This window comes from Zeimonas arvi (genome assembly GCF_008039575.1).
Taxonomy (GTDB): domain Bacteria; phylum Pseudomonadota; class Gammaproteobacteria; order Burkholderiales; family Burkholderiaceae_E; genus Zeimonas; species Zeimonas arvi.
This window is the reverse complement of sequence record NZ_VDUY01000001.1, coordinates 265042-288000: the sequence shown is the minus strand read 5'-3', so window position 1 is coordinate 288000 and position 22959 is coordinate 265042. Positions and strand designations below refer to the sequence as shown.

General features: G+C 70.9%; 24 protein-coding genes. 16 read left to right on the top strand and 8 right to left on the bottom strand.

The window, feature by feature from the left end; genetic code table 11:
• Positions 1 to 32: 32 nt before the first annotated feature.
• Positions 33 to 2333, bottom strand: a complete 2301-nt coding sequence (locus FHP08_RS01355; RefSeq protein ID WP_147702505.1) for a nitric-oxide reductase large subunit — start codon at positions 2331 to 2333, stop codon at positions 33 to 35.
• Entirely contained in the window at positions 2326 to 3039 is a 714-nt protein-coding gene (gene ytfE, locus FHP08_RS01350) for an iron-sulfur cluster repair protein YtfE (RefSeq protein WP_225878991.1), read from the bottom strand. Before ytfE ends, FHP08_RS01355 begins: the two co-directional genes overlap by 8 nt.
• 171 nt (positions 3040 to 3210) lie before the next feature.
• Here ytfE and norR point away from each other — a divergent pair, with 171 nt between their 5' ends.
• Both norR and FHP08_RS01340 read left to right on the top strand, forming a co-directional pair.
• Positions 3211 to 4803 (top strand): nitric oxide reductase transcriptional regulator NorR, encoded by a 1593-nt coding sequence (norR, locus tag FHP08_RS01345; RefSeq protein ID WP_147702504.1) that lies wholly within the window; start codon positions 3211 to 3213, stop codon positions 4801 to 4803.
• A gap of 13 nt (positions 4804 to 4816) precedes the next feature.
• Positions 4817 to 5185 carry a YbaN family protein gene (locus tag FHP08_RS01340; protein ID WP_147702503.1) on the top strand — a complete coding sequence of 123 codons (369 nt, stop codon included), beginning with the start codon at positions 4817 to 4819 and terminating at the stop codon, positions 5183 to 5185.
• Positions 5186 to 5196: 11 nt separating this feature from the next.
• Here FHP08_RS01340 and FHP08_RS01335 read toward each other — a convergent pair whose 3' ends face one another.
• The 4 genes from FHP08_RS01335 to FHP08_RS01320 are packed head-to-tail and all read right to left on the bottom strand — an operon-like array spanning position 5197 to position 8300.
• Entirely contained in the window at positions 5197 to 6576 is a 1380-nt protein-coding gene (locus tag FHP08_RS01335; RefSeq protein WP_147702502.1) for a sensor histidine kinase, read from the bottom strand.
• The gene (locus FHP08_RS01330) at positions 6573 to 7328 is read right to left on the bottom strand and encodes a response regulator transcription factor (protein ID WP_147702501.1); all 756 of its coding nucleotides are present in this window, start codon (positions 7326 to 7328) and stop codon (positions 6573 to 6575) included. The genes FHP08_RS01335 and FHP08_RS01330 overlap by 4 nt, the downstream gene beginning before the upstream one ends.
• Before the next feature lie 4 nt (positions 7329 to 7332).
• Positions 7333 to 7656: a PepSY domain-containing protein gene (locus FHP08_RS01325; protein WP_147702500.1), complete on the bottom strand. Its 324-nt coding sequence runs from the start codon at positions 7654 to 7656 to the stop codon at positions 7333 to 7335.
• 23 nt (positions 7657 to 7679) lie between these two features.
• On the bottom strand, positions 7680 to 8300 hold the full coding sequence (locus tag FHP08_RS01320) for a cytochrome b/b6 domain-containing protein (protein WP_147702499.1): 621 nt from the start codon (positions 8298 to 8300) through the stop codon (positions 7680 to 7682).
• Between the two features lie 156 nt (positions 8301 to 8456).
• On the opposite strand from FHP08_RS01320, the gene FHP08_RS01315 reads away from it, so the two are divergent.
• The 5 genes from FHP08_RS01315 to FHP08_RS01295 are packed head-to-tail and all read left to right on the top strand — an operon-like array spanning position 8457 to position 12764.
• Positions 8457 to 9020 (top strand): phosphoribosyltransferase family protein, encoded by a 564-nt coding sequence (locus FHP08_RS01315; RefSeq protein WP_225878990.1) that lies wholly within the window; start codon positions 8457 to 8459, stop codon positions 9018 to 9020.
• Positions 9004 to 9630 (top strand): phosphoribosyltransferase, encoded by a 627-nt coding sequence (locus FHP08_RS01310; RefSeq protein WP_147702497.1) that lies wholly within the window; start codon positions 9004 to 9006, stop codon positions 9628 to 9630. Before FHP08_RS01315 ends, FHP08_RS01310 begins: the two co-directional genes overlap by 17 nt.
• Positions 9627 to 10817, top strand: coding sequence for an efflux RND transporter periplasmic adaptor subunit (locus FHP08_RS01305; RefSeq protein ID WP_147702496.1), 1191 nt, complete (start codon positions 9627 to 9629; stop codon positions 10815 to 10817). The genes FHP08_RS01310 and FHP08_RS01305 overlap by 4 nt, the downstream gene beginning before the upstream one ends.
• Positions 10814 to 12007: an ABC transporter permease gene (locus tag FHP08_RS01300; RefSeq protein ID WP_147702495.1), complete on the top strand. Its 1194-nt coding sequence runs from the start codon at positions 10814 to 10816 to the stop codon at positions 12005 to 12007. The genes FHP08_RS01305 and FHP08_RS01300 overlap by 4 nt, the downstream gene beginning before the upstream one ends.
• A 49-nt stretch (positions 12008 to 12056) precedes the next feature.
• A complete protein-coding gene (locus FHP08_RS01295) occupies positions 12057 to 12764 on the top strand; it encodes an ABC transporter ATP-binding protein (protein ID WP_407703970.1) in 708 nt (235 codons plus the stop codon).
• A gap of 2 nt (positions 12765 to 12766) precedes the next feature.
• On the opposite strand, the gene FHP08_RS01290 is transcribed toward FHP08_RS01295, so the two are convergent.
• Entirely contained in the window at positions 12767 to 13570 is an 804-nt protein-coding gene (locus FHP08_RS01290; protein WP_147702493.1) for a Crp/Fnr family transcriptional regulator, read from the bottom strand.
• Positions 13571 to 14208: 638 nt separating this feature from the next.
• Between FHP08_RS01290 and FHP08_RS18710 the strand changes: the two genes are divergently transcribed.
• Positions 14209 to 14343 (top strand): CPBP family glutamic-type intramembrane protease, encoded by a 135-nt coding sequence (locus tag FHP08_RS18710; RefSeq protein ID WP_187272118.1) that lies wholly within the window; start codon positions 14209 to 14211, stop codon positions 14341 to 14343.
• Here the strand turns inward: FHP08_RS18710 and FHP08_RS01280 are convergent.
• Positions 14317 to 15828, bottom strand: coding sequence for a phospholipase D-like domain-containing protein (locus tag FHP08_RS01280; RefSeq protein WP_147702491.1), 1512 nt, complete (start codon positions 15826 to 15828; stop codon positions 14317 to 14319). The genes FHP08_RS18710 and FHP08_RS01280 overlap by 27 nt on opposite strands.
• A 537-nt stretch (positions 15829 to 16365) precedes the next feature.
• Here FHP08_RS01280 and FHP08_RS18380 point away from each other — a divergent pair.
• From FHP08_RS18380 to sufT, 8 genes are all read left to right on the top strand, one after another.
• The gene (locus FHP08_RS18380; RefSeq protein WP_187272117.1) at positions 16366 to 16509 is read left to right on the top strand and encodes a hypothetical protein; all 144 of its coding nucleotides are present in this window, start codon (positions 16366 to 16368) and stop codon (positions 16507 to 16509) included.
• 2 nt (positions 16510 to 16511) lie between these two features.
• The gene (locus tag FHP08_RS01275; protein WP_147702490.1) at positions 16512 to 16979 is read left to right on the top strand and encodes an SUF system Fe-S cluster assembly regulator; all 468 of its coding nucleotides are present in this window, start codon (positions 16512 to 16514) and stop codon (positions 16977 to 16979) included.
• A complete protein-coding gene (sufB, locus tag FHP08_RS01270) occupies positions 16976 to 18424 on the top strand; it encodes a Fe-S cluster assembly protein SufB (protein ID WP_147702489.1) in 1449 nt (482 codons plus the stop codon). Before FHP08_RS01275 ends, sufB begins: the two co-directional genes overlap by 4 nt.
• Before the next feature lie 66 nt (positions 18425 to 18490).
• Entirely contained in the window at positions 18491 to 19312 is an 822-nt protein-coding gene (gene sufC, locus FHP08_RS01265) for a Fe-S cluster assembly ATPase SufC (protein WP_147702488.1), read from the top strand.
• Positions 19309 to 20634, top strand: coding sequence for a Fe-S cluster assembly protein SufD (sufD, locus tag FHP08_RS01260; RefSeq protein WP_147702487.1), 1326 nt, complete (start codon positions 19309 to 19311; stop codon positions 20632 to 20634). The genes sufC and sufD overlap by 4 nt, the downstream gene beginning before the upstream one ends.
• Positions 20631 to 21851, top strand: coding sequence for a cysteine desulfurase (locus FHP08_RS01255; protein ID WP_147702486.1), 1221 nt, complete (start codon positions 20631 to 20633; stop codon positions 21849 to 21851). Before sufD ends, FHP08_RS01255 begins: the two co-directional genes overlap by 4 nt.
• Positions 21848 to 22300, top strand: a complete 453-nt coding sequence (sufU, locus tag FHP08_RS01250) for a Fe-S cluster assembly sulfur transfer protein SufU (protein ID WP_147702485.1) — start codon at positions 21848 to 21850, stop codon at positions 22298 to 22300. Before FHP08_RS01255 ends, sufU begins: the two co-directional genes overlap by 4 nt.
• Positions 22301 to 22347: 47 nt before the next feature.
• Positions 22348 to 22938 (top strand): putative Fe-S cluster assembly protein SufT, encoded by a 591-nt coding sequence (sufT, locus tag FHP08_RS01245; RefSeq protein ID WP_147702484.1) that lies wholly within the window; start codon positions 22348 to 22350, stop codon positions 22936 to 22938.
• The last annotated feature ends 21 nt before the right edge of the window (positions 22939 to 22959 follow it).

Below are 22959 nucleotides of genomic sequence, written 5' to 3'. Positions count from 1 at the left end.
CGTCCGGGCGACGTCAGGGAGGCAATGGCGCCTTACTGCTGCCCGCCCTCGGCGAGCCTGCCGCCGCGCGCGGCGCGTGCCGGAGCCGCGGCCGGCTGCAGCGGGCCCTGCAGGCCGCTGACCACCTGCCAGGCCATGGCCACGGCGCCCACGATGAACACCACGTCGCCGAAGGTGCGCACCCAGCGCAGCGTCTCGAGCAGCGGTTGCTGCAGGAACTCCTCGCTGCGGGCGTACCACATGCCGACCGTGGCGCTGGCGTGGAACTGGAACAGGCCGATCGGCAGCAGGCTGGTGGCGATCATCAGCCCGATGCCCAGGTTCAGCGACCAGAAGGCCACCTTCATCAGCTTCTCGTCGAACACCATCTGCGGCCGGATGTAGCGCAGCACCAGCAGCGTGAAGCCCAGCGCGAGGAAGCCGTACACGCCGAACAGCGCCGCATGCGCGTGCACCGGGGTCGTGTTCAAGCCCTGGATGTAGTACAGCGAGATCGGCGGGTTGATCATGAAGCCGAAGACGCCCGCGCCGAGCATGTTCCAGAAGGCGACCGCCACGAAGCAGTAGAGCGGCCACTTCAGGTTCTGCATCCACGAGGCGCGCTCGCGCAGCCGCCAGTTCTCCCAGGCCTCGTGGCCCAGCACCACCAGCGGCACCACTTCGAGCGCGCTGAAGGTCGCGCCCACCGCCATCACCGGCGTGGTCGTGCCGGAGAAGTACAAGTGGTGGAAGGTGCCCGGCACGCCGCCCAGCATGAAGAGCGAGGCCGATGCGAGGCTCGCGGTGGTGGCCATCCGTTTCGACACCAGGCCCAGCGTCGAGAAGATGAAGGCCAGCGCCGTGGTGGCGAAGACCTCGAAGAAGCCCTCGACCCACAGGTGCACCACCCACCAGCGCCAGTACTCCATGATCGAGATGTGGGTGCGCTCGCCGTAGAACAGACCGGCGCCGTAGAAGAGGCCGATCGCGATGACCGACGAGGCCAGCAGCGCGAGCAGGTTGCGGTCGCCGGGCTGGCGCAGCGCCGGCACCATGCCGCGCAGCATCAATACGAGCCAGAAGGCCACGCCGACGAACTTGCCGATCTGCCAGAGCCGGCCGAGGTCCACGTACTCGTAGCCCTGGTGGCCCAGCCAGAAGTTCAGGTGCTCGGGCATGATCTGCGCGATCGCCAGGTAGTTGCCGGCGAAGGAGCCCACGCACACCACGACCAGCGCCCAGAACAGGACGTCCACGCCCAGCTTCTGGTACTTCGGATCCTTGCCGCCGTTGATCAACGGGGCAAGGAACAGGCCGGCCGCCAGGAAGCCGGTGGCCACCCAGAAGAGCGCCGCCTGGATGTGCCAGGTGCGCACCAGCGAGTACGGGAACCAGCGCGAGACCTCGATGCCGTAGAAGGTCTGGCCCTCCACGGTGTAGTGCGCGGTGAAGCCGCCGATCAGCACCTGGAACACGAACAGCGCCACGACCAGGAACAGGTACTTGCCCAGCGCCTTCTGCGAGGGCGTCAGTGCGAAGCTGGTCAGCGGGTCGCTGGCGGGCGCCTTGGGCAGCTCGCCTTCCTCCTTCCGAAGGAATGCCCAGGCCCAGATCAGGAAGCCCACGCCGGCGATCAGCAGCACCACGCTCACGATCGACCACATCACGTTCTCGCCGGTCGGCACGTTGCCGATCAGCGGCTCGTGCGGCCAGTTGTTCGTGTAGGTGGCCGCGCTGTCGGGCCGCTCGGTGGCGGCCGCCCAGGCGGTCCAGAAGAAGAACTGCGTGAGGTCCTGGCGACGCTCGGCGGACGGCAGCGTGTCCTCCTTCATCGCGTAGCTCTCGCGGGTGCCCTGCAGCGCGGGATCGGCCGAGAAGAGGCGGCCGTAGTAGTCGGCCGTCTGACGCATCGCTTCGGCGCGGCGCGCGGACAGCGTCAGCGTGCCGGTCGCGCGGTCGACGTCGTTGCCGCGGTACTCGAGCTGGGCCTGGTAGCGCAGCGCCTCGCGGTCCGCGGCGTCGAGCCGGGCCCAGGCCTTGCCGTGCTCCTCCTGCGCGGCAAGGTCGAGCCAGGCGACCACCTCACGATGCAGCCAGTCGGCGCTCCAGTCCGGCGCCTGGTAGGCGCCGTGGCCCCAGACCGAGCCGAGCTGCATGCCGCCCACCGATTGCCAGGCGGTCTGGCCGTCGAGGATGTCGTCCTTCGTGAAGAGCTTGTCGCCCGACGCGGTCACGACCTGCGCCGGGATCGGCGGCGCGACCCGGTAGACCTCGGCGCCGTAGTAGCCGAGCAGGGAGAAGGTGACCGCCAGGACGGCGATCAGCAGGAACCAGAGTCGGCGGTACTCACGCATGGCTGACCTCCGCGGCGGCGCTCTCGTCGAACAGGATGTTGTTCTCGAGGTGGATGTGGTTGACGAGGTCGTCGCGCAGCGTGGCCAGCCCCAGGTACAGCGCCCGCCAGGTATTGCAGGCGCCCGAGGGCGTGACGATGCCGTTGGTCAGCGCCGACAGGCCCTCCAGGGCATCGCCGTGCTGCTCGTGCTCGAAGCGCATGACCGAGATGGGACCCGCGGCCTGCGGCCGCATGCCGCGCGCCAGCATCGGGAACAGGATTTGCTCCTCCTTCATCATGTGGCTCTCGAGCTCCTGCCGCATGGCTTCCAGGTGGTCGGCCAGACCGGCCGGACAATCGGGCCGCTCGCCGTGCACCTGCTCCACGCGGCGGGCAAGCCGGATCAGCTCCGGCAACTGCTCGCGGTGGCGGGCGTGGTATCGCTCGACGATGTGGTCGATCAGTTCGGCGGCCGGCGCGGCGCGCCAGTCGCGGCCTTCGGCAGGGCCGCCGCGCATCGCGTCCAGCCGTGCGGCGAGGGCTTCGGCGTCCAGGCCGTTCTCCGCGGCCGCCTTGCGCAGCGTCTTGTTGCCGGCGCAGCAGAAGTCCAGGCCGCTGGCGTCGAAAAGGGCGGTCGCGCCCGGAATGCTCCGGGCCAGCGATCCGAGCGATTGGTCGAGCGTGCTCGCGGGCGTGCTCAGGGGTGTGGCGACTGAGGTACTCACTGTTCTTATCTCCGTTCAGACGGCATTGCCGTGCCCTTGGCTTCGCAATCGACGTGCCAGAATGGGAACGCTTTGGAATCAGGGATTTGCGCACTGCAACATCGGGTATAAGGTCAAAAAAACCCTGGCAGATCGAGGTAATAGATACCTTTTAGGGTTATGATTACCTATATGCGCGATACCTTGCTGGCCGATCTCGCCACCGACCTTCCTCATGCGGTCAGGCTTCAGCGTCTGGTCTGCACGCTGCGTGAGCACTTCCGCTGCGGGGCGGTGGGCCTGCTTCGCCTGGAAGGAGACAGCCTTCGGCCGATCGCGGTCGACGGCCTCGTGCGCGAGGCGCTCGGCCGGCGATTCATGGTCAGCCAGCACCCGAGGCTCGCCGCGATCCTGGCGCGGCGCGGCACCACCCGGTTCGAGCCGGATTCCGAGCTGCCCGACCCCTATGACGGCCTGCTCGATTCGCAGGTCGGTGCGCCGCTGCCGGTGCACGACTGCATGGGCGCGAGCCTCTACATCGAAGGCGAGTTGTGGGGCGCGCTCACGCTCGACGCGTTGCAGGCGGGCACCTTCGACGAGCGCGCGCGCGACGAACTGCGCCGCTATTCGTTGCTGATCGAGGCGGCGATCCGGGTCACCCGGCTCGAGGACGAGATGCGCGGGCTCCGGCTGTCGCGCGGCTCGGCCGGGCCGGTCGAAGGCGTCGCGGCAGACGGGCGCGACGAGATCGTCGGCGGCAGCGAGGCGATCGCGGCGCTGCTGCGCGAGATCGACGTGGTGGCCGATTCCGAGCTGCCGGTGCTGCTGCTCGGCGAGACCGGCGTCGGCAAGGAGCTCTTCGCGCGCCGCATCCACCAGCGCTCGCGCCGGCGCGAGCGGCCGCTGGTGCACGTGAACTGTGCGGCGCTGCCGGAGTCGCTCGCCGAGAGCGAGCTCTTCGGCCATGCCAAGGGCGCCTTCTCCGGCGCCGGCGCCGAGCGGCCCGGCCGCTTCGAGGCCGCCGACGGCGGCACGCTGTTCCTGGACGAGGTGGGCGAGCTGCCGTTGCCGGTGCAGGCCAAGCTGCTGCGCGCCCTGCAGAACGGCGAGATCCAGCGGCTGGGCGCCGACCGCCCGCGCAGCGTGGACGTGCGGGTGGTGGCCGCCACCAACCGCAACCTGCGCGAAGCGGTGCGCGATGGCCGCTTTCGCGCCGACCTCTATCACCGCCTGTCGGTCTACCCGGTGCCGATACCGCCCTTGCGCGAGCGCGGCGCCGACGTGCTGCTGCTGGCTGGTCGCTTCCTGGAGCTGAATCGCGCGCGCTTGGGCCTGCGCAGCCTGCGCCTGTCGCCCGAGGCGGGCGAGGCGCTGTCCCGGTATCGCTGGCCGGGCAACGTGCGCGAGCTGGAGCACGTGATCAGCCGGGCGGCGCTGAAGGCCTTGAGCCGGGGCGGCGAGCGCGGCGGCATCGTCACGCTCGATGCCGCGCTGCTCGATCTGGACGTGGGCCGCGAGGTCGCCGAAGGGCCCGTGGCGAACGGTCGCGCGGCGGGCCCCGGCTTCGGCGCCTTGTCGGGCGAGGGCATCCCCACCGGAGAGCCCGATCCGGACTGGCCGTCCGGCGAGCCGATCCAGTTGCGTGACGCGGTCGACGCCTGCCAGCGACGGATGATCCGCCAGGCGCTGGCCGCCTGCGACGGCAACTGGTCGCAGGCGGCCCGGAGGCTCGACGTGGACGCCAGCAACCTGCACAAGCTGGCCCGCCGGCTGGGGCTGAAGTGAGGGGCGCGGCGCGATGATCCGTCACACGCGCCTGCTGCTCTGGCGGATCTTCGCCGCGCTGATGGTGCTGCTGGGGATGGTCGGCGCGGTGCTGCCGGTGCTGCCCACCGTGCCCTTCCTGCTGGTGGCCGCATGGGCCGCGAGCCGTGGCTGGCCCTCGCTCGAAGCGCGCCTGCTGGCGCATCCGAAGCATGGCCCTCACATCCTGCGCTGGCGCGAGCGCGGCGCGGTGCCGCGCAAGGCCAAGTGGTTCTCGTCGCTGATGATGCTGGCCAGCGCGAGCATGCTGGCCTTGTCGACCGCGCCGCTCTGGGTCAAGATCGGCGCGCCGGCCATGATGGCCTCGGTGGCCGTCTGGCTCTGGCGCAGGCCCGAGGACTGATCCGCGGCGGCTCAGGCCGCCGGATCGATCGCCTCGCCCAGGGGAAGGCGCCCGCTGACCCGCAGGCCGCCGAGCGCCTCGGAGCGGTCGTACTCGATGCTGCCACCGTACTGCGCCACGATGTCGCCCACGATCGCGAGGCCCAGCCCGTGGCCCGGCCGGCTCTCGTCGGCGCGCGCGCCGGCGGCGCCGATGTCGGCGAGCAGCGCATCGGGAACTCCCGGGCCGTCGTCCTCGACCCCGAAGACCAGGGTCTCGGTCGCGCCCTCGTGCCGCAGCGCGATCCGCACTCGCGAGCCGGCCCATTTGCAGGCGTTGTCGAGCAGGTTGCCGAACAGCTCCAGCATGTCCTCGCGGTCCACCGGCAGGCGCGCATCCGGCGCGTCGACCTCGATCGAGACGCCGCGCGCGGCGTGCAGGCGCCCGAGCGCGGCAGCCAGCGCCTGCAGCTGCGCGCGCGCCTCGAAGCCGCTTCCCGGCGTGCCGCCGCCCGCGAGCCGGGCGCGGTTCAGCTCGCGCTCCACGGTCGCGCGCATGGCATCGAGCTGGGCGCGCATCGTCGCGGCGAGCGCGGCCTCGCCCCGCGAGGCGGCCTCGTCGGCGGCCTGCGCCAGCACGGCCATCGGCGTCTTCAGCGCGTGCGACAGGTTGCCGGCGGCGTGCCGGATCCGCGACAGCCTTTGCGCCTGGTGGCGTGCCAGTCGGTTGACCGCGTCGATCATCGGCTGCACCTCGGCCGGCGCCCGGCCCCCGACCGGGGCCGCCTCGCCGCGCTCGAGCCTGCGGCAGGCGTCGACCGCCGATTCCAGCGGCGCCAGGCCGCGCACGATCAACCGGCGCTGCACCCAGAGGAGCAGGGCCAGCGCGAGCGCCACGCCGGCCAGCAGCCAGCGGCGGAAGGCGGCGATCGCCTCGTCGACCTGGGAGACGTCTTCGGCCACCACGATCCGCCAGGGCTCGGGGTCGCCGGGATAGGTCCGCTCGATCGCGAGCAGGGCCTGGCCCGCGGGCCCGGACATTCGCGCGACCCGGTCCGGCGCCTCGACGCCTGGCGAGGCGGCCGAACGGGCCGGCATCGGCGGGAGTTCCTCGTCCCAGAGCGAGCGGGAGCGGATCGAGAACTCGCCGCGAACGACCCGGAAGTAGTGTCCCGACAGGGGGAGCCGGTAGACGGTGCCTGCCGCCTGCTGCGCGGCCTCGGCCGCGGCTGCCGTGTCGGGAGCGTCGTGCACCCGCGCGTAGAGGAGATCGGCGTCGTGCTCCAGCCGCGAAAGCACGTAGCCCTCGACCAGATCGCGCGGGTAGCGCTCGAGCCCGGTCGCGAGCAGCGCGGCGGCGGCGACCAGCACCAGGGCCAGCCACAGGGAGAGCCGGTTGCGCAGCGAATTCATCGCGCCTCGGTCACGCCGGTCCCCGCTCCGTCGCAGCGGAAGAGGTAGCCCTGGCCCCGGCGGGTCTCGATCCGGTCGGCGCCGATCATGCCACGCAGCCTGCGCACGTAGACCTCGATCACGTTGCTGTCGCGATCGCCGTCGTAGTCGTAGACGTGTTCGGACAGCCGTGTCTTCGACAGCACCTCGTTCGGGTGGCGCATGAAGTAGCGCAGCAGCCGGAACTCGGTCGCGGTGAGCGGCTGCTCGCGTGTCGCCGCTCGGGCCCTGGTGTCCTGAGCCGCAGCGGTGCCCTTTGGGGCGCCGGACTGCGGCACCTCATCGGCCACCAGGCACTGCCGTGCCTCGTCGAGCCGCCACGGGCCGACCCGAAGTTCCGGCGCCTGTGCCGGCGCGGCCCGCCGCAGCAAGGCCTGCACGCGCGCCAGCAGTTCTTCGGGGTGGAAGGGCTTGCCCAGGTAATCGTCGGCGCCGGCCTGCAGGCCCTCGACGCGCTGCGCCCAGCCGTCGCGGGCGGTGAGGATCAGCACCGGCACCGTGTTGCCCGCGGCGCGCCAGTCGCGCAGCACGTCGAGACCGGGCCGGCCGGGCAGGCCGAGATCGAGGATCACCGCGTCGTAGGGCTCGGTGGCGCCGAGGTGATGCGCATCGATGCCGTCGGCGGTCAGGTCCACGGCATAGCCCTCGCGGGCGAGTCGATCGCGGAGCCGGTTGCCCAGCTCCGCGTCGTCTTCGGCGATCAGCAGCCGCACGGGTTCAGCGCGCCTTGCGACGCAGCACCTCGCCGGTGCCGGCATCGAGCTCGAGCTTGTGGACCTTGTTGCCGGTGTCGATCAGCTTGACCTCGTAGACGTAGCGGCCGTTCTCGCGCTCGAGCTCGACCTCCACCACCTGCCCGGGCTGCGCCTGCCGGGCCCGCCCGAGGATGTCCTCCATCGGCATGATCTTGCCGCTTTCGCGCAGTTGCCGGACTTCGTCTTGCCGCAGGCCGCTGTCGGCACTGGCGGGGAGGGCGGCGATCAGGCCGGCGCCGGCGACCCCGGCAGCGGTGACGAGGGCGAGGATGCGTGACTTCTTCATGATGAGGCTCCAATCGTTGCACTTTAGTGGGAAAGCCCGGAGGCGGGGCGGTCCGGCGTTTCGGCGCCGGTGCGCTCGCGCGCGGGTTTGCGACCGGTGACCATCGCGCGAACCAGGTTCTCGCGGTGCACCAGGCTCTCGACGACGACGCCGGCCACGTGCAGCCCGACCAGCAACATCGTTGCGTTGGCGAGGAATTCGTGGAGCTCGCCGATCCATTCGCCGGTGTCGTGGCCGACGCCCGCGAGCAATCCGGCCAGCGGACCGGCGCCTTCTTCCACGGCCAGCGTCGCCATCCCGCTGAGCGCGACCAGGGCGACCCCGACGAGCAGCACGATCACCATCAGCCCGCCGGTCGGGTTGTGGCCCAGGTGACGCTCGGCGCGGCCGGTGACGGCCTGCAGGGCATAGCGGAATGCTTCGCGCGGCGCGCGCACGAAGTCCGAGAAGCGGGCGTGGCGCGGGCCGACGAAGCCCCAGGGAAGGCGCAGCGCCACCAGCGCCAGCGCGATGTAGCCGGCCCAGCTGTGCACCGCCAGGTTGTGGTCCTCGACGACGAAGGCCGTGAGGAAGGCCGCGGCCAGCCCCCAGTGAAAGATCCGCACGAACGGATCCCAGACCTTGATCTCTCCTGCCTGCCTCATGATCGACTCCCTTGGCTGGCCGGCGGATCCGGCCCATGGCAGGCAGTGTCGGCGGCGGCGCCTGAAACGAAACTGAATGGCGCGTCTTGACGCGGATCAGGTCGACGCGGCGCCGATCCGTCAGACTTCCTGCACGAATCGACAGGGATGCAGCGAATGGCCGAAGGCGCTTTCTATCGAACCGACGAGCTCGAAGCGGTCGTCGCCCGCATGGCGCGCGATGCGCACCGCCTGGTCGAGGATCCCGCGGGGCTGGTCGTCGTCGGCATCCTGCGCCGCGGCGCGCCACTGGCCGACCGGCTCTGCGCGCACCTGCGGGCGCTGTGGCGGGTGGACCGGATCGCGCGGCTCGACCTCGACATCAAGCGTTATGCCGACGATCTCACGCTGCTCTTTCCCGAGACCCGGCTGCGCGAGCGCGAATCCGGCGAGCAGTCGGATGTCGTCGGGCGCACCGTGCTGCTGGTCGACGACGTGCTCTACGAAGGACACTCGATGCTGCGTGCCGTGGAATGGCTCGCCACGCGCCGGCCCGCAGCCATCCGCACCGCGGTGCTGGTCGACCGCGCCTGCGCGAGGCTGCCGATCCGCGCCGACGTGGTGGGCATCACGCTCGAGGTCGCGCCGCTGCAGATCGTGGACGCGCACGTGCCGCCCTACGAGCCCGAGTTCGAGCTGCACATCCTCAGGCGGGAGGCCGGCGATGTTCAGGGATCGTGACGACGCCGCGCGCCAGCTGGCCACCGCGCTGGCGGCCTGGCGCGGCAAGGATCCGCTGGTGCTGGCGATCCCGCGCGGCGCCGTGCCGATGGGCCGCATCCTCGCCGACGAGCTGGGCGGCGAGCTCGACGTGGTGCTGGTCCGCAAGCTCGGCGCGCCTTTCCAGCCCGAACTCGCCCTGGGCGCGATCGACGAGAGCGGCCAGGTGCACTGGACGCCCGGTCTGGGCCCGGAGGCCGCCTCCTCGGGCTGGATCGAGCGCGCCAAGCGCGAGCAGCTCGAGCTGATGCGCAAGCGCCGCGAGCGCTACGGCGCGCGCCGACACCCGGTGGATCCCGAGGGGCGCGTGGTCATCGTCGTCGACGACGGCCTGGCCACCGGCTCCACGATGGTCGCCGCGCTCGCCGCGGTGCGCGCGCGCAAGCCGGCGAGACTGATCTGCGCGGTGCCGGTGGCGGCCAGCGACAGCCTGGCGCGCGTGAAGCCCCTGGCCGACGAGGTGGTCTGCCTGTCGGTGCCCGAGTGGTTCGGCGCGGTGTCGCAGTTCTACCTCCATTTCGACCAGGTCGAGGACGAGGAGGTCGAGCGGATCCTGGCGGGCGCGGCATGAAATCCGCGGGTTCCTTGCTTCGTCGCTCTTCGCTGGCGCTCGCGGCGCTGGCGCTGCTGGCCGGCATCGCGTTCGTGTTCCTGCGATCCGGCCCGCTTGCGCCGGTGCGGGTCATCGTGGCCCAGGTGGAGCGGGGCAGGGTGTCGCCGTCGCTCTTCGGCATCGGCACCGTCGAGGCGCGGCGCGCTTACCTGATCGGACCCACGGTGGCCGGTCGCGTGCTGCGCGTGCTGGTCGACGTGGGCGAGCGGGTCGAGGCCGGCCAGCTGCTGGCCGAGATGGACCCTGTGGACCTCGATGCGCGCGTCGCCTCGCTCGACGCGGCGATCGCGCGGGCCGCCAGCGCGGTGACGGCCAGCGACGCGCAGCGCCGCGACGCCCAGGCGCGCCGCAAGGTCGCCGAGGCCAACGCGAAGCGCTACGAGGAGCTCGGCCGCCAGGCGTTCGTGAGCGCCAGTGCGGTCGAGATCAGGGTGCAGGAGAGCAATTCGGCCGTGGCAGCGGTGCAGGCCGCCGAGGCCAACCTGGCCGGCGCCCGGCAGGAGTCGTCTCGCCTGGGCGCCGAGCGCGATGCGCTCGTCAGGCAGCGCGCCAACGTGCGCCTCGTCGCGCCCGCGGCGGGCGTGGTCACCTCGCGCGATGCCGAGCCCGGCTCCACCGTGGTGGCCGGGCAGGCGGTGCTCAAGCTCGTGGAGCCCGCCAGCCTCTGGGTGCGCACCCGCTTCGATCAGGGGCGATCGGCGGGCCTGGCCGTCGGCCTGCCGGCGCGCATCGTGCGCCGTTCCGATCCCGCGGTCGAACACCCGGGCAAGGTCGCCCGGCTGGAGCTGCTCAGCGACAGCGTGACCGAGGAGCGGATCGCGCAGGTGGGCTTCGACGCGATCCCCGCGGGCCTGTCGGTGGGCGAGATGGCCGAGGTCACGCTCGAGCTGCCGCCGGCGGCCGAAGGGCCGGTGGTGAGCAACGCCGCGATCGCGCGGCGCGGCGCCGAAACCGGCGTCTGGGTGGTGGCCGACGGCAGGCTTCGCTTCCAGCCGGTACGCGTGGGCGCCACCGGGCTGGACGGCCGGGTGCAGGTGATCGAAGGGGTGTCGGCCGGAGATCGTGTGGTCGCGTACGCGGAGAGCGAGCTCTCGACGCGCAGCCGGATCCGTATCGTCGAATCGCTGCCGGAGCGCACGCGGTGATCAGCCTGGCCGGCCGCGACATCGCCCACTCGATGGGCAAGTTCCTCCTCACCGGGCTGGGGCTGGGCCTGCTGATCGGCGTCACGCTGACCATGGCCGGCGTCTACCGCGGCATGGTCGACGACGCGAAGGCGATGCTCGACAACAGCCGCGCCGACGTCTGGGTGGTGCAGCAGGACACGCTGGGGCCCTACGCCGAGTCCTCGAGCATCCGGGACGACGTGGTGCGCAGCGTGCTGGGCATGCCCGGCGTGGCGGCCGCCTCGAACGTCACCTACCTGACCATGCAGGTCCGCAAGGGCGAGATCGACGTGCGCGCCATGGTGGTGGGCTTCGAACCCGGCCAGCCGGGCGAGCCGGGCCAGCTGGTGGCGGGCCGCCGCATCACCCGCAGCCACTACGAGGCGATCGCCGACGTGCGCACCGGCTTCACCATCGGCGACCAGATCACGATCCGCCGCCACGACTACGCGGTGGTGGGGCTCACCCGGCGCATGGTCTCGTCGGGCGGCGACCCGATGGTCTTCATCCCGCTCAAGGATGCTCAGGAAGCGCAGTTCCTCAAGGACAACGACGCCATCCTGAACGAGCGCGCCCGCACCGCCGCCAACCCCCAGCTGAACCGGCCCGGCGTGCCCGGTCTGCTCGAGGCGGTGCAGGCCTCCCAGTCGAGCAACCGGAACGTGAACGCGGTGCTGGTTCGGGCGGCCGAGGGCAGCACGCCCGAGGCGGTCGCCGAGCCGATCCGGCGCTGGAAGCATCTCGAGGCCTTCACCCGGGCGGAGATGGAGGAGATCCTGCTGGCCAAGCTGATCGCCACCTCGGCGCGCCAGATCGGGATGTTCCTCGTGATCCTTGCGGTGGTCAGCGCGGCGATCGTGGCCTTCATCATCTACACGATGACGCTGGGCAAGATCCGCGAGATCGCGGTGCTCAAGCTGATCGGCACCCGCAACGTGACCATCGCCTGGATGATCCTGCAGCAGGCGCTCGGGCTCGGGCTGATCGGCTTCGTGGTGGGCAAGGTGGCCGCCACGATCTGGGCGCCGGCCTTCCCCAAGTACGTGCTGCTCGAGAACGGCGATGCGGTGCGCGGGCTGGTCGCGGTCATCCTCATCTGCGTGCTGGCCAGCACGCTGGCGATCAGGGCGGCCTTGCGGGTCGATCCGGCCGCGGCGATCGGGGGCTGAGGTGAAGGCGCGGGTCGACGCCGAGAAGGCGACCGAGCCGAGGGTCGCGATCCTGCTCGAGGGTGTGCGAAAGCGCTACGGCAGGGGCGACACCGCGGTCGACGCGCTGAAGGGCGTGGACATGCGCGTGGCGCCGGGCGAGGTGGTCGGCCTGATCGGTCCCTCGGGCTCGGGCAAGAGCACGCTGCTGAAATGCCTGGGTGCGGTGATCGAACCGACGGCAGGGCGCATGACGCTGGGCGGCGAGCTCATCTACGACGACGGCTGGAAGATCCCCGACCTGCGCGCGCTGCGGCGCGACCGCATCGGCTTCGTGTTCCAGGCGCCCTACCTGATCCCGTTCCTCGACGTGACCGACAACGTGGCCCTGCTGCCGATGCTCGCCGGACGGCCCAACTCCGAGGCGCGCGATCGGGCGCGCGAGCTGCTCGATGCGCTCGGCGTGAGCCACCGGGCGAAGGCGCAGCCGTCGGAGCTGTCCGGCGGCGAGCAGCAGCGGGTGGCGATCGCCCGGGCGCTGGCCAACCGGCCGCCGGTGATCCTGGCCGACGAGCCCACCGCGCCGCTCGACAGCGAGCGGGCGCTGGGGGTGATGAAGATCCTGGAACAGATGGCGGGGCAGTACCGCACCGCGATCATCGTGGTGACCCACGACGAGAAGATCATGCCGACCTTCCGGCGGATCTACCAGATCCGCGACGGCCGCACCGCGGAGTTGAGCGAGGCCGAGCGCGCCGGCCTGGCGCGCGGCGCCTGAACTCAGGCCTCGGGCTGGTTCCGGCAGCGAGCCAGCTCGCCCAGCCGCTCCACGTCGAGGTCCACGCAGCGGCGCTTCTCCTCGTCGATCAGCCCCTCGCGCTTGAACTCCGCCAGCAGCCGGGCCACGCTGACCGGCGTGATCGCCAGCAGGCTCGCCACGTCGGTGCGGCGCAGCCACAGCGGCTCGCCCGGCGCCAGCTGGCTGCGCAGGAACAGCAGCAGCCGGGCCAGCCGCGCGCGCGCCGGGCCCTTGCCGAATTCGCCGAGGATGCGGTCGGCATCGGCGATCGCCTGATGCCAGTCGCGGAAGATGCGCTCGGTGACCCGCGGATCGTCGCGGCGCATCTCGTCGATCAGGGGCACCGGAATCCGGCAGGCCACCCCCGGGTGCATCACGTAGGCCGAGTGCGGGTGCGGCTCGCCCAGCAGCGCCGACAGGCCGACCACGCCGCCCTTCGAGACCAGCCGAACGATGCACACCGAATTGTCGGGGCAGGGGATGGTTTCCTTCACGATGCCGCTCTGCACCACGTAGATGGCCTTGCCCACGGTGCCGGCCTCGAAGAGCCGGGCGCCCGCGAGCAGGGGGATCCGCACCGAGCCGGACCGCGCGCCGGGCTCGCCCGGTTCGGGCGCCTCGTCCGGATGGTCGACGACGTCGCACATCAGGCAGAAGGGATGCCGCGCGGGCGTGCGGACGGAGGGTGACGGGCCGGGCACCTCGATCGGCGTGCCGCCGGACAGGTTGCCGCGCGCGAGCAAGGGGTCGGCGGCCTGATGCTCGACCGGCCATGAGCAAACCATGATTGGCCGCTTCTGCAAGGGGATTCTCCTGTCTGCTCCGGGGCGCCGCATTCGGCATGCCGACGACCTGGTCTTTCGTCAGGCGCATTTTCCTTGCCGCGGACCTGTAGCGACGGCGCCCGCCCAGGAATGAATCACGCGCTCATAACAAAGATCAGTATCCGCTCGCCGGGCCTCGAATTTCTTGACGGCTCTCAAGGGATCACGTTCAGGATTGGCCCCTAATGACGACTCGATACTGGCCTTGTGTGACCAGTAGGGCGGCAAGCCCGAAACTCCGGAGAAGGCAAGCAAGAAACGGGCATCGAGGAGACGTTTTCTGGCCCTTGCGGCAGGCGGCACGGTTGTCGCGACAGCGGCAGTCGCGGGCACGCTCATCCCGCTGGACGCACCGCTGGTGATGTCGACCAGCGATCCGGCCAACAACGCCTTCAAGGCGAAGATGGGCTGGATCTCCTACATGTCCGGCCCTGCCGGGACCCAGTACGACGTGAAGGCGCAGGTGCTCGTCTATGCCGATGGGCCCGCGGGCGCGGGCGCCAATGCGCTGGTCACCTTCACGAGCTCGGACTGCGAAGGCTCGGCGGCGGAGAAGGTCAACGACAACCTGTTGACCGGCCTGCAGCAGGGCGCTGGCGGTGGTCGCGCCCTCGCTGATCTTCGGCCACCTGCGCGAGCGTTTCGACAGCGTCTGGCCCGCGGTGGCCATGCACGCGCTCTACAACGCCGGCTTCGGCATCGCTGCGCTAGTCGCCGGGCGCGCTTCGGTCTGACCGACGGCCCGACCGATGCAGTCGGTGTGCGCGCAGCAGCAATGCCAGCGCGCTCCAGGCGGCCAGCAGCGCGAGCGGCCAGGCGACGACCCTGGGCCAGACGAGGGCCAGCACGGTGAGCAGGGCGAGCGCGCCGCCGGCCATGGCCATGGTCTTCGCCTCGGCGGCGCCCAGCACGCGCCGGTTCGCCAGGGCCGCGCCGAAGGTGTTGCCCACCCGGATCGCGCCGGCGGCGATCTGGCCGGCCGAGCCGCCCGACACGCGCGGGGGTTTCGGCTCGCCGGCGGCCCGCCGGGCCCGCCGCTCGGCGCGACGCTGGCGCCTGCGCTCGGCGGTGCGGGCCGCCGCGGCCGGATCGGCCGGGCGCACCCGGTTGCGTTGCCCGAGCACGATTTCGGTGGCCCCCGACAGGTCTTGCAGGTAGATCTCCTCCATGTGCTCGGCGAAGTCCTCGTCCTCGGCGGCGATGTCCAGTTCCCAGTTGCCGAGCCAGCTCGCCACGTTCAGGTTGCTCGAGCCCACCCGCGCCCATCGGCCGTCGGCCACCGCGGTCTTGGCGTGCAGCATCGGGCCGTTCCACTCGAAGACCCGCACGCCTGCTTCGAGCAGCGGCCGATAGCCGGCGCGGCTGACCGGCGACAGGGCAGGGATGTCGCTGGCTCCCGGCACCAGCAGACGCACGTCGACGCCGTCCATCGCGGCCTGCCGCAAGGCCTGCACATAGCTGGCCGTGCCCACGAAGTAGGCATCGGTCAGCCACAAGGTTTCGCGCGCCAGGGCCGCGATCAGCTGGTCGAGCCGATACAGACCGGCCACCTGCGGCATGCTCGCCAGCACGCGCAGCGTCGCGTCGCCGGCAGGCAGTATCGTTTCCGCGTCCGGCAGCTCGTCCTCGGGAATCGGTTCGCCCGCCGTGGCCCAGGCGCGGGCGAAGGCCTTGGCGATTTCGGCCACTGCCGGTCCGCGCACCGCCACCCCGGTGTCCCGCCAGGGCGCGGTGCCGCGCGCCGGGTCGCCGGCCCAGACCTGGCCGACGCACAGGCCGCTCACGAAGGCGACCTCGCTGTCCACGCACAGCGACTTGCGGTGATTGCGGCTGATCCAGCCGAAGGGGCTGACCAGGCTGGGCGGATTGAAGGCCCGCACCACCACGCCGCCCTGCCGCAGCCGGTCCCAGTACGCGCGCGAGGCGGTGCGCAGGCAGCCGAGCCAGTCGTACAGGACGCGCACGCGCGCGCCGCGATCGGCGGCCTCGAGCAGGGCGTCGGCGAACTGCCGGCCGATCGCGTCGTCGTGGACGATGTAGTTCTCGAACATGACGGAGTCGCGCGCGCCGGCGATCGCCTCCAGCCAGGCGGGGTAATTCTCCTCGGCGTCCCGGAGCAGTTCGATCGCGTTTCCGCCGAGCAGCGGCGCGCCGGCGGTACGCGACAGCGCCTGCTCGGCGAGCAGGCGAAGCGGCGAGGTCTCGGTCTCGGGTGGCATGAGGCGGACGATAGCCCAAAAGCCGCCGGGTTCGAGGCCGCTCGGGGCGGCCATGCTGGTCGCCGCCGCATCGGCCCACGTCGCGGCCGAAACGCCCGTGGAACGCGGCCGCTGCCTGGTGAACACGATTCTCGCCCGTGGCGACGGCCACACCCCCAAGGATGCCGAGGGCAGGCCGCTTGCGGGCAGGGAGCTGGCAGGTCGCGGTCTGTCCTTCGACCTGTCGTTCTTCGCCGGCACCGCTTCCATTCGTCGGCACCGCTTCCAACATCACGCCCGATCGTCGAACGGGCATCGTATCCTGGACCGACGCCGAGACTGCCCGGGCGATCACCCGCGGCGTCTCGCGCGACGGCCGCGCGCTTGGGCCGCCGATGGGCTGGCACGGGTACGCCGGCCTGGCAGCCGAGGATGTCGCCGCGCTGGTTGTCTGGCAGCGGACGGTGCCGCCTCGCGACCGATTCTCCGGGCGATTTTCGGGGGCGCCGGCAGGGTCATCGTTTGCCGAAATAGGACTCAAAATGTACTATATCGCCCATGCAAACAGACCCTCGAACAGACCGTTATCGCGACGAAATCACCCACCCGACCGACCCCCTCGAACAGTTCCTGGCGCTGAGCGCCGTTCACCTGGGGCTCGACACGGCCGGGGCCGAAGGGCCCGGCGCGCAGGACGACTAGCCATGCTGCGAGTCAGCCGCCTCACCGACTACGGCACGATGGTCATGAGTCACATGGCCCGTTCGCCCGAGCAGCTCTTCAGCGCGACCGACCTGGCCGCGGCTCTGGGCCTGGGCGTGCCCACGGTGGCGAAAGTGCTGAAAAGCCTGGCGCGCGGCGAGCTGGTCACCAGCGTGCGCGGGCTGCGCGGCGGCTACTCGCTGGCGCATCCGCCCGAGCAGATCACGGTGGCCGACATCGTCGACGCGCTCGAGGAGCGCCCCTTCGGGCTCACCGAGTGCAGCGCGAATGATGGGCTGTGCGGCATCGAGGACGGTTGCGGCATTCGCGCCGGCTGGCTGTCCATAAACGACCTGGTCCGGCGCGCCCTCGAGGGCATGACGCTGGCCGACATGATCCGGCCCTTGCCGCGGCGCGAGCAAAGGATCGATCCGAATTCAATCCGAATCACCCGGAGCATCAGCAGATGAGCAGTGCAACCCGACAGCTCGACGCCTTCCTGGAGCGCGAGTACTCGGCCGGTTTCGTGACCGATGTCGAGGCAGACTCGGTTCCCAAGGGGCTGTCCGAAGACACGATCCGGCTGATCTCGGCCCGCAAGGGCGAGCCCGAGTTCATGCTCGAGTGGCGCCTGCAGGCTTACCGCAAGTGGCTCACCATGACGCCGCCCGAGTGGGCGCAGGTGAGCTTCCCGGCGATCGACTTCCAGGACATCGTCTACTACTCGGCGCCCAAGAAGTTCAAGGACGGGCCCAAGAGCCTCGACGAAGTCGACCCCGAGCTGCTGCGCACCTACGAGAAGCTCGGCGTGCCGCTGCACGAGCGCGCCCGCCTGGCCGGCGTGGCGGTCGACGCCGTCTTCGACTCGGTGTCGGTGGCCACCACCTTCAAGAAGCAGCTCGGCGAGCACGGGATCATCTTCTGCTCCTTCTCCGAGGCGGTGAAGGAGCACCCGGAGCTGGTGCGCAAGTACCTGGGCACCGTGGTGCCGCAGGGCGACAACTTCTACGCCGCGCTGAACTCGGCGGTGTTCTCCGACGGCTCCTTCGTGTTCATCCCCAAGGGCGTCAAGTGCCCGATGGAGCTGTCCACCTATTTCCGGATCAACGCCCGCGACACCGGGCAGTTCGAGCGCACGCTGATCATCGCCGAAGAGGGCGCCTCGGTCAGCTACCTCGAGGGCTGCACCGCGCCGATGCGCGACGAGAACCAGCTGCACGCGGCGGTGGTGGAGCTGGTGGCGCTCGACGACGCCTACATCAAGTACTCGACGGTGCAGAACTGGTACCCCGGCGACAAGGACGGCGTGGGCGGCATCTACAACTTCGTGACCAAGCGCGGCGACTGTCGCGGGCCGCGTTCGCGCATCTCCTGGACCCAGGTGGAAACGGGTTCCTCGATCACCTGGAAGTACCCCAGCGTGATCCTGCGCGGCGACGACTCGGTCGGCGAGTTCTACTCGGTGGCGCTGTCCAACCACAGGCAGCAGGCCGACACCGGCACGAAGATGTTCCACCTGGGCCGCAACACGAAGAGCACGATCATCTCCAAGGGCATCTCGGCGGGCCACGGCAGCAACACCTTCCGAGGCCTGGTGCGCATGTCGCCCAAGGCCGAGAACGCGCGCAACTACACGCAGTGCGACTCGCTGCTGATCGGCGAAAAGTGCGCGGCGCACACCTTCCCGACCATCGAGGTGCGGCACCCGAGCGCGCGCGTGGAGCACGAGGCGACCACCTCGCGGATCGGCGAGGACCAGCTCTTCTACGCGATGCAGCGCGGCCTGTCGGCCGAAGACGCCGTCTCGATGATCGTGAACGGCTTCTGCAAGGAAGTGTTCAAGGAGCTGCCGATGGAATTCGCGGTCGAGGCGCAGAACCTGCTGGGCGTGAGCCTGGAAGGCAGCGTGGGCTGAGCAGGCAACAGGAATTCGAGCCGTCGACCCGGTCGGCGGCATGAGCGGAAAACGGAGAAAGCATCGATGTTGACGATCAATGGCCTGAAGGCCTCGGTGGACGGCAAGCAGATCCTGCGCGGGCTCGACCTGCAGGTCAACGATGGCGAGGTTCACGCGATCATGGGGCCCAACGGCTCGGGCAAGAGCACGCTGGCGCAGGTGCTGGCCGGCCGCGACAGCTTCAGCGTCGACGGCGGCAGCGTCACCTGGGACGGTCGCGACATGCTCGAGCTGGCCACCGAGGAGCGCGCCCGAGAGGGGCTCTTCCTGGCCTTCCAGTACCCGGTCGAGATTCCCGGCGTGTCGAACGCCTACTTCCTCAAGGCGGCGGTCAACGCGGTGCGTCGGCACCGCGGCCTGCCCGAGCTCGACGCGATGGACTTCCTCGCCAGGGTCAAGGCCGAGATGAAGGCGGTGGGCATGCGCGAGGAGTTCCTGTATCGCTCGGTCAACGAGGGCTTCTCGGGCGGCGAGAAGAAGCGCAACGAGGTGCTGCAGATGGCCCTGCTCGAACCGAGCCTGGCGATCCTCGACGAGACCGACTCGGGCCTGGACATCGACGCGCTGCGCGTGGTGGCCGACGGCGTGAACCGGCTGCGCAGCCCCGATCGCTCGATGGTCGTCATCACCCACTACCAGCGCCTGCTCGACTACATCGTGCCCGACAAGGTGCACGTGCTGGCCCAGGGCCGGATCATTCGCTCGGGCGGCCCGGAGCTGGCCCACGAGCTCGAGGAGCGCGGCTACGCCTGGCTGCTCGAAGGCGCGGCCGGCCAGGGGCAGGGCGCCCCGGCCACCGGCCCGGCTCGCGCCGCCGCGGCGGCCCAGTCCGGAGCCAAGCGATGAGCGCAGCGGAAACCTGGCTGGCCAGCTTCCGCGCGCGGGCCGCCGGACTGCCGGGCGCCGGGCTGCCGTGGCTCGACCGCGTCCGCGCGCAAGCGATCGAGCGCTTCGCGGCCGAGGGCTGGCCCAGCGGCAGGCTCGAGGCCTGGCGGCATACCTCGCTGCTGTTCCTGAACAACGAGTCCTTCGCGCCCGCGCCGGCGGGCGGCGTCGACGAGGCGGCGATCCGCAATGAGGTGGCTGCGTTGCGCGCGGCCGACGGCGGCCACTGGCTGGTCTTCGTCGATGGCCGCCATGCGCCGGCGCTCAGCCAGATCGGCTCGCTGCCGGCCGGCGCGCGCATCGAGCCCTTGTCGGCCGCGCTCGCGCGCAAGGCCGACTCGGTGGAATCGCTGTTCGGCGATGCCAGCCAGGGCGGCAGCCCGGCGGCGCTCAACGCGGCGCTGGCCACGGACGGCGCCTGCGTGGAACTGGCCGCGGGCGTGGCGCTCGAGGCGCCGGTGCACCTGGTCTTCGTGGCCGGCCAGGCCGGCAGCAGCGCGCAGGTGCGCAACCTGGTCCGCGCCGGCGCCAACGCGCAGGCCACCGTCGTGGAGCACTACGTCGCCTCGTCGGCCGATGCCGCCACCCTGACCAACGCGGTCACCCGCATCGAGGCCGACGCCGACGCGCGCATCACCCACCTGAAGCTGCAGCAGGAGTCCGAGCGGGCGATCCACCTCGCCAGCATCGACGCCTCGCAGGCGCGCGGCGCGCGCTTCGAGTCGCACTCGATGTCCTTCGGCGCCCGGCTTGCGCGTCACGACATCGTGACCCGCTTCGGCGGCGAGGGCTGCGAGACGCTGCTCAACGGCCTGTACCACGTCGACGGCAAGCGCCACGTGGACCACCACACCCGCATCGAACACCTGTCGCCGCGCGGCACCAGCCACGAGTACTACCGCGGCATCCTCGACGGCGAGGCGCGCGGCGTGTTCAGCGGCCGCATCGTGGTCGCCCCGGGCGCGGTGCGCACCGACGCGATGCAGCGCGCCGACAACCTGCTGCTGTCGCCGCGGGCCGAGGCCGACGCGCGGCCCGAGCTGGAGATCTACGCCGACGACGTCAAGTGCTCGCACGGCGCCACCGTGGGCCAGATCGACGAGGCGAGCCTCTTCTACCTGCGCACCCGCGGCATCGACGAGGCGCATGCCCGCAACCTGCTGACCTGGGCCTTCGCGGCCGAGGTGCTGGCGCGCATCGAACTCGCGCCGCTTCGCGAGCGCGCCACGCAAGCGATCCGCTCGCGCCTGCCCGGCGGCGAGCTGCTGGAGACCATGGCATGAAGCGCGCCGCCGATTTCCCGATCCTGTCGCGGCCGGTGCGCGGCAAGCGGCTGGCCTATCTCGACAACGCCGCCACCACGCACAAGCCCGAGCGCGTGATCGAGGCCGAGAGCGCCTTCTACCGCGAGTCGAACGCCAACATCCACCGCGGCGTGCACTGGCTTTCGCAGCACGCCACCGACCTCTACGAGGGCGCGCGCGAGCGGGTGCGGGGCTTCCTGAACGCGGCCCGCGCCGACGAGATCGTCTTCACCCGCGGCACCACCGAGGCGATCAACCTGGTCGCCTTCAGCTGGGGCCGCGCCAACCTGAAGGCCGGCGACGAGATCGTGCTCACCGAGATGGAGCACCACTCGAACATCGTGCCCTGGCAGCTCGTCTGCGCGCAGACCGGCGCGACGATCAAGGTGGTGCCGATCACCGACGCCGGCGAGCTGCGGCTCGACGTCTACGAGAGCCTGCTGGGCCCGCGCACGAAGCTGGTGGCCATCGGCCACGTGTCCAACGCGCTGGGCACCATCAACCCGGTGGCGCGGATGATCGAGAAGGCGCACGCGGTCGGCGCACTCGCGCTGGTCGACGGCGCGCAGGCGGTGGCCCACTTGCCGGTGGACGTGCGGGCGCTGGGCTGCGACTTCTACGCCTTCTCGGGCCACAAGCTCTACGGCCCCACCGGCATCGGCGCGCTGTACGCGCGGCGCGAGCTGCTGGGCGCCATGCCGCCCTGGCAGGGCGGCGGCGACATGATCCTCACCGTGGCCTTCGAGGGCAGCACCTGGGCCGAGCCGCCGGCGCGCTTCGAGGCCGGCACGCCCAACATCGCCGGCGCGGTCGGCCTGGCTGCGGCGATCGACTATCTGGACGAGGCAGGCCTGGAGGCGGCCGCGGCCCACGAAGACGCGCTGCTGGCTCACGCGACCGCCGAGATCCGCAAGCTGCCCGGCATCCGGCTCTACGGGACGGCCGCCCGCAAGTCCGGCATCCTGTCCTTCACGGTGGACGGCATCCATCCGCACGACCTGGGCACCATCCTGGATTCCGAGGGCGTGGCCATCCGCGCCGGCCATCACTGCGCGATGCCGGTGATGACCCGCTTCGGCATTCCCGGCACCGCGCGCGCCTCCTTCGCGCTGTACAACGACGAGCGCGACGTGGCGGCGCTGATCGCGGCGATCGCCAAGGCGCAGAAACTGTTCGGCACGGAGGCCGCGGCATGAGCATGGGCGGCGGCGACCTGCGCGAGCTCTACCAGGAAGTGATCTTCGATCACAACCGCAAGCCGCGCAATTTCCACGAGATGCCCGAAGCCGATCACGTGGCCGACGGTCACAACCCGCTGTGCGGCGACCGGCTCACCGTGTACCTGCGCATCGAGGACGGCCGGATCGCCGACGTCAGCTTCGAGGGCCACGGCTGCGCGATCTCCACCGCGTCGGCCTCGCTGATGACCGAGGCGGTCAAGGGCAAGCCGATCGACGAGGTCGAGGCGCTGTTCCGGGATGTGCACGCCATGCTCACCGATGCGCCGCCCGAGGGGCGCGACTTCGGCAAGCTGCAGGTGCTCTCGGGCGTGCGCGAGTTCCCGGCCCGGGTCAAGTGCGCTTCGCTGGCCTGGCACACGCTGCACAACGCGCTGGTCGGCGCAGGCACCGCGAAGACCGAATGATGCGGCGAATTCCGATCGAGGCAGAGCGACCGAGCGAGGCAAGGAAAATGAACCGGCACGGCGACATCAGGCAGATCTACCTGGAACGCGACTGCGAGGCCACCCAGATTCCCTGGGGATCCTCGACCACGCTGCCCGGCGGCAGCCTGGCCCAGATCACCCAGCAGCTCGGCGGCAATTTCACCGTGATGGTGGGCGGCAACCTGTACCGGATCTCGGGCGCCAATGCCGACGCCCTGGGCCTCGACCCGTCCGACGCCGGCGACCCGAATCCGCCCGGCAGCGGCCCGCAGGCAGACGACCCGGCCCTCCCGCCCACGGCCGAATCGGTCGAGGCCGAGGCCTGGCGCAGGCTGGGCACCTGCTACGACCCGGAGATCCCGGTCGATATCGTGAACCTGGGCCTGGTCTACCTGTGTCAGGCCATGCCCTTGCCTGACGGCGGTTTCCGGCTCGACGTGCGGATGACGCTGACCGCGCCCGGCTGCGGCATGGGCATGACCATTGCCGACGAGGCCCGCGAGAAGCTGATGAGCATCCGCGGCGTCGAGCAGGTCGACGTGGACCTCGTCTGGGACCCGCCCTGGAGCCGCGAGATGATGAGCGAGTCGGCGCGGCTGGAGATGGGGCTGATGTAGGCGTGGGCCGGCCGGCCTCGG